Below are 15,542 nucleotides of genomic sequence, written 5' to 3' on the forward strand. Positions count from 1 at the left end.
CCTGCGGCCTGCCCCGGAATGACGGGAGCTAACGGAAGCAGCCATGGCCGCGTATGGTCTCTACACGCACATCGCCTCGAACAAGTTTCGTTCGATGCTGCTGCTCGCCGGCCTGTTCGCGCTGGTCTATGTGCTGGTCTATGCCGGCGCGCTGGTCGCCGAAGTCGTCATCAACGGCAATGAGACCGTCGCCTATTATCTGAACCGCGCCTTCTACGACCTGCTCAAGGCCGCGCCCTTCGCGACGATCGCCGCGGCCGTCTGGGTCGTGATCGCCTATTTCTTCCACCAGTCGATGATCGACGCGGTGACCGGCGGCCACGACGTCACCCGGCAGGAGGAGCCGCGGCTCTACAATCTGCTCGAAAATCTCTGCATCTCGCGCGGCATCACCATGCCGAAGCTGAAGATCATGGAGAGCCCGGCGCTGAACGCGTTCGCGACCGGCCTCAACCCGCGGCAATATTCGATCACGGTCACAACCGGCCTCCTCAACGCGCTGAACGACAAGGAGATCGAGGCGGTGCTGGGCCATGAGCTGACCCACATCAAGAACGGCGACGTGCAGCTCATGGTGGTCGCCGTCATCATCGCCGGCGTGGTCGGCTTCTTCGGCGAACTGTTCTTCCGCCTGTTCACGAATTTCCGCTGGAGCTCCGGCGGCTCGTGGTCGTCGGGCTCCTCCTCGTCGTCGCGCTCGTCCTCCTCGTCGAGCGACAGCAAGAGCTCCGGCGGCGGCGCGGTGATCGTCATCATCATCGCGGTCGTGCTGATCGTAGTGGCCTGGCTGATGTCGCAGGTGGTGAAGCTGGCGCTGTCCCGCTCGCGCGAATATCTCGCCGACGCCGGCTCCGTCGAGCTGACGAAAGACCCCGATGCCATGATCTCGGCGCTGCGCAAGATCGAGAACCGCGGCGAGCTGCCGGGCGCGACCTCGGCGGTGATGGAGCTCTGCGTCGACAATCCGCGCGAGGGCTTTGCCGATCTGTTCGCGACCCACCCGTCGGTGCAGTCCCGGGTCGACGCGCTGGTCAAGTTCGCCGGCGGCCATGATCCCGGTCCGCTGCCGGACCCGACGGACGAGACGGAACAGCCCGAGGCGCAGGCCGCCCCGCAGAACGCCCCGCCACCGCTGTCGCAGGGACCGTGGAGCGACGCAGGCAGCCAGGCCAATCCGCCGCCCGTGCCCGCACCCGGCCCCTCCGGAACCGCGGCCGGGAATCCCATGGGTCCCTGGGGCCGCCACTGAGCGCGCGCCGTGGCCAGTTTCACGGCAATCTGGAAAAACCTCGGGAATTGCCGCAAGCGGGGCCTGCGGAATTGAATTCTCCCTTGTTTCTGCCATGTTCGCGCCCAACAGCAGACTCGGGACATCGATTTGGGGCCCGGCCGATTGCGACCTCGCGATCGGGGGCGCGCGTTAGGGGACAGCAATGGCAAAGCCGGCAGTGGTTGTGGTGGGCGCGGACAAGGGCGGGGTCGGCAAGACCACGGTATCGCGCACCTTGCTCGATTATTTTTCCGCCAACAACGTGCCGACGCGCGCCTTCGACACGGAATCCCCGCGCGGAACGCTGAAGCGCTTCCATCCTGACATCACCGAGATCGTCGACATGACGACGACGTCCGATCAGATGAAGATCTTCGATACGCTCAACGCGACCAGCCCGTCGGTCACCGTGATCGACGTCCGAGCCGGCCTGCTCTCGCCGGCGCTCGCCTCGCTGCGCGACATCGGGTTCCTCGACGCCGCCAAGGCCGGGCAGATCACCTTCGCGGTGTTCCACATCCTGGGACCCTCGATCGCCTCGCTCGACGAAATCGCCGAGACCGCGAATTTCATGACCGGCGCAAAATATTTCCTGGTGAAGAACTTCATCAACGACACCCAGTTCTTCCAGTGGGACCAGGCGACCTACAATTCCTACTTCCACCGCATCAAGGACGCGACCGAGCTGACCATCCCCAAGCTCAACGAAATGGCCTATGAGCAGGTCGAGGTGTCCTCCGTCCCGTTCCTGAAATTCGTCGCCAACAAGGGCATGAGCGACGAGGCCGCCAACTACTCCTTCGTGCTGCGCGGCTATGTCCGGCACTGGCTGGCCAACGTCTGGAGCGAGTTCGACCGCATCCGCCTGACCGACATCGTCGGTTCGAAACCCGGCGCCCGCAGCAGCGAAAAATAGTTGCGGAGCCCGGGCTGATACGGCTGGATTGGGCGGTGAGTTCGCTCAGATAATAGTTCGTGATGCCCGCGACACCCGTCTACATCATCTGCTCGCCCCGCCCGCAGGTCGGCAAGACCCTGCTGGCGCGGCTATTGAGCGAGTTCCTGCTGCTCAAGAACGGCAACGTCGCGGCCTTCGACGTCAACCTGAAGGAGCCGTCGCTGCTCGACTATTTGCCGAAGATCACGGAGACCGCCGACGTGATCGACACCTACGGCAAGATGCAGCTGATGGACCGCGTCATCGTCGATGACGGGCTTGCCAAGGTGATCGACCTCGGCTTCCACGCCTTCGACGAGTTCTTCAAGATGGCCGACGAGATCGGCCTGTTGAAGGAGGCGGCCCGCCGCCATGTCGCACCACAGATCCTGTTCGTCGCCGACACCGACCGCGTCTCGGCCCGCGCCCATGAGATGCTGCGCGAGCAGATCCCACGGATGAACCTGATCACGGTGGACAATGAGCACGTCGTGCGCGGCGAGCTGCCGGCCGCAATGGCCGCCGGCCGGCTGTTCCGCCTGCCTGCGCTGCCGGGCTTCCTCAAGACCTATATCGACCGGCTGAACTTCTCCTTCACCGGCTATCTGCGCCAGGAAAAGGACGCCTCCACCGAGTTGCACCAGTGGACCCGGCGCAATTACCTCGCCTTCCGGGAGCTTGAGCTCAGCCTGATCCTGCAACGGTCCTAGGGCAATTATTTTACCCGGATAATATTGACTACGGAGAGGACCCCGCTTATTGAAAGCGCACGCCTCAACAAGGTCCTATCCCGTGAGCATCGACCGGAAAGCAGCCATCACCGCCTACAAGGAGCGGAAGACCATTGCAGGCATCTTCGTCGTCCGCTGTACGGCGTCAGGCGAGGCCTGGGTCGGCCAGGCGCCGAACCTGGAGACCATCCAGAACCGCATCTGGTTCTCGCTCCGCCAGGGCAATCATATGTGTCGCAGCCTTCAGGCCGCGTGGAACGCGCATGGCGAGGCAGGCCTGACGTTTGGCGAATGCGAGCGTCTGGAGGACGAGGAGACTGCCTATGTCAGGAACGGGCTCCTGAAGGAGCGCATGCTGCACTGGCGGACCGAGCTGAAGGCCGAGGCGATCTGACGATCCCGGCGGCCTCTCAGTGCCCCTCGAACGTCATCAGCGTGCGCACCGGCACGTCCATGGCGCGCAGCTTGGCGGCGCCGCCGAGCTCGGGCAGGTCGATGATGAAGCAGGCGGCGACGACATTGGCGCCGATCTGGCGCAGCAGCTTCACCGCGCCCTCCGCGGTGCCGCCGGTGGCGATGAGGTCGTCGACCAGAATGACGCGTTCGCCGGGCTGGATCGCATCGACATGCATCTCCATCTCGTCGATGCCGTATTCGAGCGAATAGGCAATGCGCACGGTGGTGTGCGGCAGCTTGCCTTTCTTGCGGATCGGCACGAAGCCGGCGGAGAGCTGGTGCGCCACCGCGCCGCCGATGATGAAGCCGCGCGCTTCCATGCCGGCGACCTTGTCGATCTTGTTGCCGGCCCAGGGGTTGACGAGCTCGTCCACCGCGCGGCGGAACGCGCGCGCGTCGGCAAGCAGCGTGGTGATATCGCGGAACATGATCCCCGGCTTGGGATAGTCGGGGATGGTGCGAACGCTCGCCTTCAGATCGTGGTCAAAGGTCATGGTTATCTCGCTCTGGCTTTTCCACCGTCATTGCGAGCGAAGCGAAGCAATCCAGATCTTCTCCGCGGCAGCAGTCTGGATTACTTCGTCGCTTCGCTCCTCGCAATGACGGTCCTTACTCAATTCGCCCCAGCATCCAGCCGGAACGCATTCTCGACAATACGTAGTCCCACCTCGCCGCCGAGCGACATCAGCGATTCCGGGTGGAATTGCACGCCGGCGACCGGCAGGGTCTTGTGCTCCAGCGCCATGGCGACGCCGTCCTCGGTGCTCGCGGTCACGTTCAGCACCTCCGGCATGCTGTCGCGCTCGACATAGAGCGAGTGATAGCGGCCGATGACGATCTCGTTCGGCAGGTTGCGCATCAGCCGTCCGCCGCGCACCTGCACCCGCGAGGGCCGGCCGTGGGCGGGATGCGTGAGCTGGCCGAGCTCGCCGCCAAAATATTCGCCAATCGCCTGCACGCCGAGGCAGACGCCGAACACCGGCAGCTTGTTCTCCAGCGCCGCGTCGATCGTCTTCTTGATCCCGAAATCTTCGGGCCTGCCCGGGCCGGGCGACAGCACCAGCAAATCCCACCTCTTCTGCTTGAGCATGTCGAGCGCATGCACATAGCGGACCACGGTGACGCTGGCGCCGACCTGGCGGAAATAGTCGGCGAGCATGTGCACGAAGCTGTCGTCGTGGTCGATCAGCAGCACCCGCTTGCCGCTTCCGGTCGCATCGGGCGCAAAGGTCGACAGCGGTTTTGGCGGATCGCCGCGCAGTGCCTGGAACAGCGCCGCAGCCTTGACCTGGCATTCGCGGTCCTCGGCAGCTGGGTCGGAATCGAACAGACAGGTGGCGCCGACGCGCACTTCGGCGAGGCCATCCTTCATGCGGATGGTGCGGATGGTGAGGCCGGTGTTGATGCTGCCGTCGAAATTCACCGCGCCGATCGCGCCGGCATACCAGCGCCGCGGCGAGCGTTCGTGATCCTCGACGAACTGCATCGCCCAGAGCTTTGGCGCGCCGGTCACGGTGACCGCCCAGGCGTGGGTGAGGAAGGCGTCGAGCGCGTCGAAGCCGGGGCGCAGCATGCCCTCGACATGGTCGACCGTGTGGAACAACTTCGAGTAGGTCTCGATCTGGCGGCGTGCCAGCACCTTGATCGTGCCGGGGACGCAGACGCGCGCCTTGTCGTTGCGGTCGACGTCGGTGCACATGTTGAGCTCGAACTCGTCCTTCTCCGAGTTCAGGAGCTGGCGGATCTGCTCGGCATCGCCGATCGCATCGGTGCCGCGCGCGATCGTGCCCGAGATCGGGCAGGTCTCGACGCGGCGGCCGTCCGAGCGCACGAACATCTCGGGCGAGGCCGAGACGAGAAACTCGCCGTCGCCGAGATTCATCAGCGCGCCGTAGGGCGACGGGTTGATGACGCAGAGCCGCTGGAAGACTTCGGCCGGCGAGCGGTCGCAGGGCTCGGCGAACAGCTGGCCCGGCACGGCTTCAAAGAGATCACCGCGGGCGAAGGCCGCGCGCGCGGTCTCGACGGTGGCCTGGTATTCGCCGGGCGCGTGATCGGCAAAGCCCTGGCGCGGCGTCTTCAGGTACGGGCTGTCGGCGGTCTCGCGCGGCAGGCCTTCCGTCGATTTGCCCTTCCACGCGAAGTCGTAGGAGAGCACCACGCCGCGGCCGGTGGCGCGGTCATAGGCCAGCAGGCGATCGGGGACGTAGAGCACGATGTCGCGCTGATCCTGCTCGCGTGCGCGCTTCTGCACGAGGTCCTCGATCTGGAACACGAGGTCGTAGGCGAAGGCGCCGAACAGGCCGAGCAGCCCGTCGTCATTGGCCGAGAAGGCGGCGACGAGGTCGCGCACCAGCGACATCACGCTGGCGCGCCGGGTGCGCTGGTCTTCCTCGACCGGCGCATCGCCGCGAAGGATGTGGCCGGCAAGGCGCGAAGCCGTTGTCTCGGAGATCACGACGCAGGGTTCGCGCAGGACCTCAGTGAGGAAGGCGATCAGCACCTGGCCGCGCTCGTTCAGCGCTTCCAGCTTGAAATTGACGCCTGTGGTTTCGAGCTTGAGCGGCGGATCGGAGAAGCCGAGGTCGAAGCTCTCGTAGCGGCCGGGCACGGTCGTGCCCGAGGACAGCACCACGCCGCGGCGGCGGTCGAGCAGGCTGACGAGATCGTCGAGCCGGTTGGCGCCGCCGGTAAACTGCTCCGCCACGCGCGTGATCGCGAGACCTGCGCGGGTCACGTAATCGCTTCGGGCCGGGAGGGCAAAGACTGTCCTGTTCATGTGGTCCTCTTACGAGACTTGCCGAGGGAACGCCACACAGGACAAACGATCAGGCCGCCGCACTGCGTGGGCGACCTTCGACGATTTTGGGAAAAGAAATCGCACCGGCCACCTCTTAGGAGGTGCGCCACCAAAGACGGGCTGGGCGGACGGCGGTGCTCATGGGGGCGATACTCACCATGGCGCGGGGGCGGCGTCAAGGGTGGCACCGGCGGCCTCGATCACCAAAATGGCGCGGATCACGTTGCGGCTTATGCCCGGATCTCCAGGCTGTCGCGGCCCACAGCCGCCTCGGCGGCATGTCGTTCGATTTCGGCCCGCGTGACCGTGAGCGCAGGCTTGCCGTCAGGTCCGATCATGTTGGCGCGGTCGCCCAAGGTTTCAATCAAAACGCAGGTCTTTCCTGTGACCGCATACCATGCCGCCCGGTCGTCGCTCACGTCCAACGCCGTGATCATCGTGGTCGGATCCAGACCCGACTTCCGCAACAGCAGGTCGATCGCTTCGGCCGCAAGGTTTTGCTCGGCGATCCTCGAGAAATTCCGGATCGCGTCAGCCCCCACAACAGATAGCCGCCCGCCCACCAGTGATGGCGGAAAGCTCTTCAAAATTTCATGCATTTCCGCAGGCTTCGGGCTCTGGCTGCCCGGGCCGTACTCATAAAGTTGTCCACCCGCATCCTCATAAACGCAGAGTCGCGCGCCCTTGTCTGTCTTAACGCCGAAGGTCATGCATTGCCGGCCCTCCACGTCCATATCGCTTCCTGGAAGAACCATGAGCTTGAGCTCTGGCTCGGGCGCCACCGCCCCGCATGCCGCGGCGACCGTGATTTGCAAGGGGTCGGTCATCTGGAAGCCGATCTGGCGAACGCCCTGCCAGATCCGTCGCTGCGACAGATACGGGTTAAGTTGCGCAAGCCGCTCGATTTCGGAGGCGTATTGCTCCTTTGCTACGGCGCGCAATTCGGGCCAGTTCGCGATCCATCGGGCCGCGAGTGGCGTCATCGGCTGAAGTCGCTCGGCCTCATAGAAGCGAGCATCAAGCGCATTGAGCGCCGCGGCGCGATTTTCGAATCCGTTTTGTAGCGCGGCCTCGCCGGGGTGTGCCTCCACCCAAGCGATCATCTCCTGCAATATCTGGTGTTGCGCGCTCGATCCCATGGCCTTCAATCCAGCGAGCGCATCGCCGGACGTCGTCGGCAGCATCGCGCCCCCCGTGTTACCAATGAACTGACTGTGACCGCCGTTGTAGACCTGAGCGAGATAAAAATCCGCGTGATAGGCCTGCATGGCCACGGCCGGCAGCTCACGTCCCGAGTAGATGCCGACACGTTGAATTTCGTTGACGTAGTCGACCACGGCGCCAGTCAGATATTCGGCCTTCTCGGGGTCCAGAGCCGCTTCTAACGCCTTGCGAGGCACGACAACCGTCGTCAAGCGCCCCTCTACAATCATTGCCCACCCCCACAGTCGCCATGGCGACATGCCACCTGACTACAGCCTATGATTGCATCAGGCTCATTTCAATAGCGACCCGCAAGAGCGTTGATGACCCACGCGCGCCGCGCAGTCCCCTACCCCAGATGCTTCCTGAAAAACTCCGTCGCCCTGCCCCAAGCGAGCTCGGCGGCTTCGCGGTCGTGCACGGCCTGGCGCTGCTCGTTGACGAAGGCGTGCTCGGCGTCATAGCGGAACAGCTCCAGCGACTTGCCGGCGGCTTTCATGGCCTGTTCGAAGCCATTGACCAGCTCCGGCGTGCACCAATCGTCCTTGTTGGCGAAGTGGGCCTGGAGCGGGATCTTGACGTCGGCGGGCTTGGCGGCCTGCTCCGGCGGGATGCCGTAGAACACGACGCCGGCCGCGAGCTCCGGGATCTTGGTCGCGCCGATGATGGTGACGGCGCCGCCGAGGCAGAAGCCGGTCAGCCCGACCTTGGCGCCGTTGCGCGACAGATATTGCGTGGCGCCGCGCACCGTCTGCGTGGTGGCGTCCATGAAGTCGAGCGAGTTCATCTCTTTGCCGGCCGCATCCGTGTCATGATACGGCACCACCTTGCCCTTGTAGAGATCGGGCGCGAGCGCATCGAAACCGGCCAGCGCGAAGCGGTCGCACAGGCCCCTGATCTGGTCCGACAGGCCCCACCATTCCTGGATCACGACCACGCCCGGCGCGTTGCCGCGCGCGGCGTTGGCGAGATAGCCGGAGGCGTCCTTGCCGTCCGGGCGCTTGAAGGTGATGGCGGTTCCCATGGTGTCCTCCGATGAGTTTCTGGGGGAGCGGTTGGCGGTATCTTGGCCGCTGGGGGCGCGCGGCGCAATCACCGCGCAAACAAACTCTCGTGCCCCGGATGCTGCGCAGCGCGCCGCTCCTTAGCGGCGTGATGCGCTGCTGATCCGGGGTCCGGCCACGCCCATTCTGGGTCCCGGCTCGCGCTTCGCGCGTCCGGGACACGAACCCAACAAAAAAGCCCCCTTTCGGGGGCTTCTTCATATCTCGCCTCGCGCCGCTCAGTGGGAGTCGGCCCAGACCTTCTTCTTGGTGAAGTACATCAGGCCCGCGAAGATGATCAGGAAGACGAACACCTGGAAGCCGAGGCGCTTGCGCGCTTCCATATGCGGCTCGGCGGTCCACATCAGGAACGTGGTGACGTCCTTGGCATATTGCGCGACCGTGGTCGGCGAGCCGTCGTCATAGGTCACCTGGCCGTCGCTGAGCGGCTTCGGCATCTTGATGGCGTGGCCCGGGAAGTACTTGTTGTAGTAGGAGCCCTCCGGGATGGTCACACCCTCCGGCACCTTCTCCTCAAAACCCTGGAGCACCGCCGAGACGTAGTCCGGGCCCTGCTCCTGGTACTGGGTGAAGAAGTCGAAGATGAACCAGGGGAAGCCGCGGCCGTAGGAGCGCGCCTTGGTGATCAGCGACAGGTCGGGCGGCGCCGCACCGCCGTTCGCTGCACGGGCTGCCTGCTCGTTCGCGAATGGCGAGGGGAAGTAGTCGGCCGGCCGGCCCGGGCGCTCGAACATGTCACCGGCATCGTTCGGGCCGTCCTTGACCTTGTACTCGGAAGCGAAGGCCGACGCCTGCGCCACGGAATAGCCGGGGCCGCCGTCTTCCGCGAGGTTGCGGAAGGCGATGTAGGACAGGCCGTGGCAGCTGGCGCAGACTTCCTTATAGACCTTCAGGCCGCGCTGGAGCGCACCGCGGTCGTACTTACCGAAAGGCCCGGCGAACGACCATTTGTTGCCCGGCGGCTTGTCGTTGCCCTCGGAAGCGCGCGCGTCCTGCAGGCTGCCGAGGAACAGCACGCCGGCGGCAACCAGCGCGATGGCGACGGAGGCCACGGCCTTGCCGCTCCTGGTCAGGACCGCTTCCGAGATCGAGTTCGGCACCGGCCGCGGCGTCTCGATGCGCGAGAGCAGCGGCAGCACGATCAGGAAATAGGCGAAGTAGCAGAACGTCAGGACCCGGCCGGCGATCACATAGATGCCCTCCGGCGGCTGCGCGCCGAGATAGCCGAGCAGGATGCAGACCACGACGAAGATCCAGAAGAACTGCTTGGCCAGGGGGCGGTACTTCGACGACCTGGTCTTGGCGGCATCGAGCCAGGGCAGGAAGACCAGCACGATGATCGCCGAGAACATCCCGATGACGCCCGCGAGCTTGTTCGGGATCGAGCGCAGGATCGCGTAGAACGGCAGGTAATACCATTCCGGCACGATGTGCGGCGGCGTCACGCCCGGGTTCGCCGGGATGTAGTTATCGGCGTCGCCGAGATAGTTCGGCATGTAGAAGATGAACCAGGCGTAGAGGAGCGCGAAACAGGACACGCCGAACAGGTCCTTGATGGTGGCATGCGGCGTGAACGGCACCGTGTCCTTTTCCGCCTTCGGCTCGACACCGTCAGGATTGTTCTGGCCGGCGACATGCAGCGCCCAGACGTGCAGCACGACGACGCCCGCGATCAGGAACGGCAGCAGGTAATGCAGCGAGAAGAAGCGGTTCAGCGTCGGGTTGCCGACGGAGTAACCACCCCACAGCAGCGTCACGATGCTCTCGCCGACATAGGGGATGGCGGAGAACAGATTGGTGATGACGGTGGCGCCCCAGAAGCTCATCTGGCCCCAGGGGAGCACGTAGCCCATGAAGCCGGTCGCCATCATCAGGAGGTAGATGATGACGCCGAGGATCCACAGCACCTCGCGCGGCTCCTTGTACGATCCGTAATAGAGGCCGCGGAACATGTGGACGTAGACGGCGAAGAAGAACATCGACGCGCCGGTGGCATGCATGTTGCGCAGCAGCCAGCCGTAATTGACGTCGCGGACGATCAGCTCGACCGACTTGAAGGCGAGATCGGCATGCGGCGTGTAGTGCATCGCCAGGATCACGCCGGTCAGGATCTGCATCCCCAGCATCAAGGAGAGGATGGCGCCGAAGGTCCACCAATAGTTCAGATTGCGCGGGGTGGGATAGGCGACGAAGGAGGAGTGCATGAGGCCGAGGATCGGCAGGCGCCGCTCGATCCATTGCAGGGCCGGATTGCTCGGCTGGTAGTCGGATGGTCCGCTCATGATGCGATCCTGAGGAAATAATACGACGAGACGGCGCGAAGCTTCGGACGAGAGTCCGAAGCTCAGCCGATCTGGATTTTGGTGTCGGAAACGAACTGGTACGGCGGCACCGGCAGGTTCGCGGGCGCGGGCCCCTGACGGATGCGGCCGGACGAATCGTACTGCGAACCATGGCAGGGGCAGAAGAACCCGTCGTAATTGCCCTCATGAGCGATCGGGATGCAGCCGAGATGGGTGCAGATGCCGATCACGACCAGCCACTGCTCATGGCCGGACTTGACCCGGGCCTCGTCGGACTGCGGATCGGGCAGGCTCGCCACGTTGACGGCGCGCGCCTCGTCGATCTGCTTCTTGGTGCGGTGGCTGATGTAGATCGGCTTGCCGCGCCAGAATACCTTGATGTCCTGGCCCTCGGCGATCGGGCTGAGATCGACCTCGATCGGCGCACCGGCCGCGATGGTCGAGGCATCAGGATTCATTTGGGAGATGAAGGGCCAGAGCGCAGCTGCGCCCCCTACTGCTGCAGCTGCCCCCGTTGCAACGAATAAGAAATCACGGCGTGTCGGATGGTCCGCCGAAGACGCTGTCGTCACGATTCCAACCCTTTCTTCTTATGCTACCGGTGGAACCGCTCCAGGGGCCCCCAAGGTCCCCAGAACTGGCTGCCGGCGCCCGCGGCCCCCGCGGCGGCAGAACTTCGCTTGTCCCCGCCAAAACAAGCGAAAACAGCAGTCCAGAATCGTTCTATTGGCACCCTTGCCGGGCGAGCGCAAGCCCGCTAACGGCGGGGAAGCGTGCAATGCACGAATTCCCGCGCCAGCGATGTTTTATTGAGACATTTCCGCCCCACAACCAACCAGCCGCCGCCCATGCAGATAGCGCTTTTCCAGCCCGACATTCCCCAGAACACCGGCACGATTCTAAGGCTCTGCGCCTGCCTGGGGCTGGCGGCCCACATCATCGAACCGGCAGGGTTCCCCGTCTCCGACCGGCATTTCCGCCGGGCGGGAATGGATTACCTCGACCATGTCAGCATCGTCAGGCACGTCTCCTGGCCGAAATTCGAGGAGTGGCGCGCGGCGCAGGGCTGCCGGCTGCTGCTGTTCACCACCAGGGCCGCCACCGACTACCGCGATTTCCGTTACCAGACGTCGGACATCCTGCTATTCGGGCGCGAGAGCGCCGGCGTCACCGACGCGGTGGTCGAGGCCGCGGATGCGCGGCTGGTGATCCCGATCGCCCCGGGACTGCGGTCGCTCAATGTGGCCATGACCGCGGCGATGGCCGCAGGCGAGGCGCTGCGGCAGATCCGGAACCCGCAAGGTTGATATGTTGAGGAGAGACCATTGAGTTACGCGGTCAAGGAAATCTTCCTGACCCTGCAAGGCGAAGGCGCCCATGCCGGGCGCGCGTCCGTGTTCTGCCGCTTTGCCGGCTGCAATCTCTGGAGCGGCCGCGAGGCCGACCGTCAGGACGCGACCTGCAAATTCTGCGACACGGATTTCGTCGGCACCGACGGCACGCTCGGCGGCCGCTACGGCTCGGCTGCGGAGCTCGCCGACGCCATCGCGGCACAATGGACGGCAACGGCCGCCAACCGCTACGTGGTGCTCACCGGCGGCGAGCCGCTGCTCCAGGTCGACGACGCGCTGATCGATGCGCTCCATGCGAGAGGCTTCGAGATCGGCGTCGAGACCAACGGCACGATTGCCGCACCTGATGGCCTCGACTGGATCTGCGTCAGCCCCAAGGGCGGCAGCGAGCTCGTGCTGCGCCGCGGCCACGAGCTGAAGCTGGTCTATCCGCAGGCCCTCGCCGCGCCGGAGGCCTTCGAGGGCCTCGCCTTCGAGCGCTTCTCGCTGCAGCCGATGGACGGGCCCGAGGTCGCCGAAAACACCGCGCGCGCGATCGACTACTGCCTGCGCCATCCGCAATGGCGGCTCAGCGTGCAGACGCATAAATCGCTCGGCATCAGATAGGATTGGTTTTCGAACAGATGTGGGAATTGACGAAATCGTTCCGCTTCGAGGCGGCGCATTCACTGTCGGGAACGACGTTCGGCGCGGCGAGCGAAGAGATCCACGGCCACTCCTTCCGCGCCGAGGTGACGGTGCGCGGCACGCCGGATCCTGCGACCGGCATGGTGGTCGATCTCGGCCTCCTCCAGCGCGCCATCGAGGACGTCAGGTTGACGCTGGACCACAAGTTCCTCAACAAGATCGAGGCGCTGGGCAAGCCGACGCTGGAAAACCTGTCGCGCTTCGTCTGGGAGCGGCTAGCGCATATCGGCAAGCTCACCCGCGTCAGCATCCATCGCGACAGTTGCAACGAGAGCTGCACCTATTACGGTCCGCAGGGCTAGATTTCGTAGGGTGGGCAAGGCGCAGCGTGCCCACCAATCGAGACGACGATGAAAAATGGTGGGCACGGCGCGAGGGCGCCTTTGCCCACCCTACGCGACGCACCGCTTGGTTAGCGACGGGAATGCAGATGGACGTTTCGACAATCGAAGACCGCAAGACGCGCGCCCGCGCCTGGTTCGAAGCTCTGCGCGACGACATCTGCGCGAGCTTCGAGCGGCTGGAGGACGACGCGCCGCAAAGCCTCTATCCGGGCGAAGCCGGCCGTTTCAACCGCACGCCCTGGCAGCGCACCGATCATAGCGGCGCGGCCGGCGGTGGCGGCGTGATGTCGATGATGCATGGCCGGCTGTTCGAGAAGGTCGGCGTACACTGCTCGACGGTGCACGGCGAATTCGCGCCCGAGTTTCGCGCGCAGATTCCGGGCGCGGCCGAAGACCCCCGCTTCTGGGCCTCCGGCATCTCGCTGATCGCGCACATGCGCAATCCGCACGTGCCTGCCGTGCACATGAACACGCGCTTCGTCGTCACCACAAAAGCCTGGTTCGGCGGCGGCGCCGATCTGACGCCGGTGCTCGACCGCCGGCGCACGCAGGACGACGCCGACAGCATCGCCTTCCACGCCGCGATGAAAGAGGCCTGCGCGCAGCCGAACGGCGTCGCCGACTACGACAAGTACAAGACGTGGTGCGACGAGTATTTCTATCTGCCGCACCGGAAAGAGGCGCGCGGCATCGGCGGCATCTTCTACGACTGGCACGACAGCGGCGACTGGGACGCCGACCTCGCCTTCACGCAGGACGTCGGCCGCGCCTTCCTGAAGGTCTATCCCGACATCGTGCGGCGCAATTTCGCGAGCACCTGGACCGCTGCGGACCGCGAGGAGCAACTGGTCCGGCGCGGCCGCTATGTCGAGTTCAACCTGCTCTACGACCGCGGCACCATCTTCGGGCTCAAGACCGGCGGCAATGTGGATTCGATCCTGTCGTCGCTGCCGCCGGAGGTGAAATGGCCATGACGACGATGAAGCCCGCTGTGAGGCCGCTGCCCCGCGCCATGCTGATCGACATGGACGACACCATCCTGTCGGCCTATGGCCGGCCCGAGATCGCCTGGAACACGATCGCGAACGAGTTTGCCGAGGAGCTTGCGCCGCTGCCGCCAGAGCAGGTCGCAACCGCAGTGCTGGCTTTCGCGCGAAACTTCTGGGCCAATGCGGAAGCCGCGTGGCGGATGAAGCTTGCCGAGGCCCGCCACCTCACGGTGAAGGGCGGCTTCGCGGCGCTCGCGGCCGCCGGCCACCGCGCACTCTCAGACGATCTCGCCATTCGCCTCGCCGACCGCTTCACCGCCTATCGCGAGGAGGAGATGTTCGTCTTCCCCGGCGCGCATGAAGCCATCGACAAGTTGAAGGCGCTCGGCATCAAGCTCGCGCTGGTGACCAACGGCGCCGCCGACACCCAGCGCGCCAAGGTCGAGCGCTTCGAGCTGGCGCACCGCTTCCATCACATCCAGATCGAGGGCGAGCACGGTTTCGGCAAGCCCGAGGAGCGCGCCTATCTGCACGCGATGGAGGCGCTGGGCGTCACCGCCGATGACACCTGGATGATCGGCGACAACCTGGAATGGGAAGTCGTGACGCCGCAGCGCCTCGGCATCTATTCGATCTGGATCGACGTCCACGGCGACGGTCTGCCCGAAGGCTCGACCGTCAAGCCCGACCGCATCATTCGCTCGCTGAGCGAACTGGTGCCGGGCCAGTCGTAACCGGGCGCGCAAACAAAAACTCGAAAAACAACCCCATGCACAGTAGCCGGCTGCTGCAAAATCAAATGCTTACGGATTTTACGAAACCGTTTGACCCGTCGGGCAAAACAGGCGCATGATGCCATCATCGCGGCGCATGGGACGGAAAAGCCCCTGCGCAACCCATCGACAAGGCGCCCTCGCCTCCGTCATGGTCCCGCTTCCGGCCTGAAGCTCCGTCGTCGGCGTTTCAGCAGCCTGGCAGCGGATGCGCGCTGCCGCAGCACATCCACTGATCCCGCAGCCCGTGATCGGCGTGTCATGCCGGCTTGCTAGCTTCTTAAGTCAATCCAACCCGAAAGGACCATCCATGGAACTGAAAGCCGGCGATATCGTCATGCTGAAATCCGGCGGCCAGCCGCTGACCGTCGCAGAAGTAAAGGGCGACGACGTGATCTGTCTCTGGATGGGCGTCGAAGGCGACCTGTTTCGCGAGACGCTGCCGCTCGCCGTGCTCGAACACCTGGAAGAGGTGGACGAGGATGAGGAAGAGGACGACGAAGACGAGGAGTAGGCACGGCCAAGGCCGCATCCTAGTCGGATCGGAGCGCTTCGCTCCGGCGCGCGTGATGTCCGCTTCTCCGCCAATAACGGCGCAACAGCGGACATCGCTGCATGGCGCAGAAGGGCCAC

The 15,542-nt window shown here is 64.8% G+C and carries 16 protein-coding genes; 10 read left to right on the forward strand and 6 right to left on the reverse strand.

Going from position 1 to position 15,542, the window contains the following annotated elements; translation table 11 throughout:
* Positions 1 to 43: 43 nt before the first annotated feature.
* The 4 genes from XI09_RS05495 to XI09_RS05510 all read left to right on the forward strand — a co-directional run bounded on the left by XI09_RS05495 (position 44) and on the right by XI09_RS05510 (position 3,332).
* Positions 44 to 1,249: a M48 family metallopeptidase gene (locus tag XI09_RS05495; protein ID WP_271565960.1), complete on the forward strand. Its 1,206-nt coding sequence runs from the start codon at positions 44 to 46 to the stop codon at positions 1,247 to 1,249.
* A 184-nt stretch (positions 1,250 to 1,433) separates the two neighbouring features.
* Positions 1,434 to 2,186: a hypothetical protein gene (locus tag XI09_RS05500; protein WP_027543651.1), complete on the forward strand. Its 753-nt coding sequence runs from the start codon at positions 1,434 to 1,436 to the stop codon at positions 2,184 to 2,186.
* 62 nt (positions 2,187 to 2,248) lie between these two features.
* A complete protein-coding gene (locus XI09_RS05505) occupies positions 2,249 to 2,917 on the forward strand; it encodes a hypothetical protein (RefSeq protein WP_271565961.1) in 669 nt (222 codons plus the stop codon).
* Between the two features lie 82 nt (positions 2,918 to 2,999).
* Positions 3,000 to 3,332, forward strand: coding sequence for a GIY-YIG nuclease family protein (locus XI09_RS05510; RefSeq protein ID WP_271565962.1), 333 nt, complete (start codon positions 3,000 to 3,002; stop codon positions 3,330 to 3,332).
* Between the two features lie 16 nt (positions 3,333 to 3,348).
* Here the strand turns inward: XI09_RS05510 and XI09_RS05515 are convergent, their stop codons facing one another.
* The 6 genes from XI09_RS05515 to petA form a co-directional block, all read right to left on the reverse strand.
* Positions 3,349 to 3,888 (reverse strand): adenine phosphoribosyltransferase, encoded by a 540-nt coding sequence (locus XI09_RS05515; RefSeq protein WP_011085277.1) that lies wholly within the window; start codon positions 3,886 to 3,888, stop codon positions 3,349 to 3,351.
* Positions 3,889 to 4,007: 119 nt separating this feature from the next.
* Entirely contained in the window at positions 4,008 to 6,173 is a 2,166-nt protein-coding gene (locus XI09_RS05520; protein WP_271565963.1) for an anthranilate synthase component I, read from the reverse strand.
* Between the two features lie 251 nt (positions 6,174 to 6,424).
* Positions 6,425 to 7,609, reverse strand: coding sequence for a DMP19 family protein (locus tag XI09_RS05525; protein ID WP_271565964.1), 1,185 nt, complete (start codon positions 7,607 to 7,609; stop codon positions 6,425 to 6,427).
* A gap of 137 nt (positions 7,610 to 7,746) precedes the next feature.
* Complete coding sequence (locus XI09_RS05530) at positions 7,747 to 8,421, reverse strand: dienelactone hydrolase family protein (RefSeq protein ID WP_271565965.1); 675 nt, start codon at positions 8,419 to 8,421, stop codon at positions 7,747 to 7,749.
* Between the two features lie 258 nt (positions 8,422 to 8,679).
* Entirely contained in the window at positions 8,680 to 10,743 is a 2,064-nt protein-coding gene (gene fbcH / locus XI09_RS05535; RefSeq protein ID WP_271565966.1) for a cytochrome b/c1, read from the reverse strand.
* A gap of 62 nt (positions 10,744 to 10,805) precedes the next feature.
* Positions 10,806 to 11,336 (reverse strand): ubiquinol-cytochrome c reductase iron-sulfur subunit, encoded by a 531-nt coding sequence (petA, locus tag XI09_RS05540; protein ID WP_011085272.1) that lies wholly within the window; start codon positions 11,334 to 11,336, stop codon positions 10,806 to 10,808.
* Positions 11,337 to 11,612: 276 nt separating this feature from the next.
* Between petA and XI09_RS05545 the strand changes: the two genes are divergently transcribed.
* The 6 genes from XI09_RS05545 to XI09_RS05570 all read left to right on the forward strand — a co-directional run bounded on the left by XI09_RS05545 (position 11,613) and on the right by XI09_RS05570 (position 15,423).
* Positions 11,613 to 12,071: a tRNA (cytidine(34)-2'-O)-methyltransferase gene (locus XI09_RS05545; RefSeq protein WP_271565967.1), complete on the forward strand. Its 459-nt coding sequence runs from the start codon at positions 11,613 to 11,615 to the stop codon at positions 12,069 to 12,071.
* Positions 12,072 to 12,089: 18 nt separating this feature from the next.
* Positions 12,090 to 12,722, forward strand: a complete 633-nt coding sequence (gene queE, locus XI09_RS05550; protein WP_271565968.1) for a 7-carboxy-7-deazaguanine synthase — start codon at positions 12,090 to 12,092, stop codon at positions 12,720 to 12,722.
* A 17-nt stretch (positions 12,723 to 12,739) separates the two neighbouring features.
* Complete coding sequence (locus tag XI09_RS05555; protein ID WP_027543659.1) at positions 12,740 to 13,105, forward strand: 6-pyruvoyl trahydropterin synthase family protein; 366 nt, start codon at positions 12,740 to 12,742, stop codon at positions 13,103 to 13,105.
* A gap of 128 nt (positions 13,106 to 13,233) precedes the next feature.
* A complete protein-coding gene (gene hemF, locus XI09_RS05560; RefSeq protein WP_271565969.1) occupies positions 13,234 to 14,121 on the forward strand; it encodes an oxygen-dependent coproporphyrinogen oxidase in 888 nt (295 codons plus the stop codon).
* On the forward strand, positions 14,112 to 14,870 hold the full coding sequence (locus tag XI09_RS05565) for an HAD family hydrolase (protein WP_271565970.1): 759 nt from the start codon (positions 14,112 to 14,114) through the stop codon (positions 14,868 to 14,870). The genes hemF and XI09_RS05565 overlap by 10 nt, the downstream gene beginning before the upstream one ends.
* A gap of 349 nt (positions 14,871 to 15,219) precedes the next feature.
* Positions 15,220 to 15,423 carry a YodC family protein gene (locus XI09_RS05570; RefSeq protein ID WP_161536098.1) on the forward strand — a complete coding sequence of 68 codons (204 nt, stop codon included), beginning with the start codon at positions 15,220 to 15,222 and terminating at the stop codon, positions 15,421 to 15,423.
* Positions 15,424 to 15,542 lie beyond the last annotated feature (119 nt).

Origin of the sequence: Bradyrhizobium sp. CCBAU 11386 (genome assembly GCF_028128955.1) — a bacterium.
Taxonomy (GTDB): Bacteria; Pseudomonadota; Alphaproteobacteria; order Rhizobiales; family Xanthobacteraceae; genus Bradyrhizobium.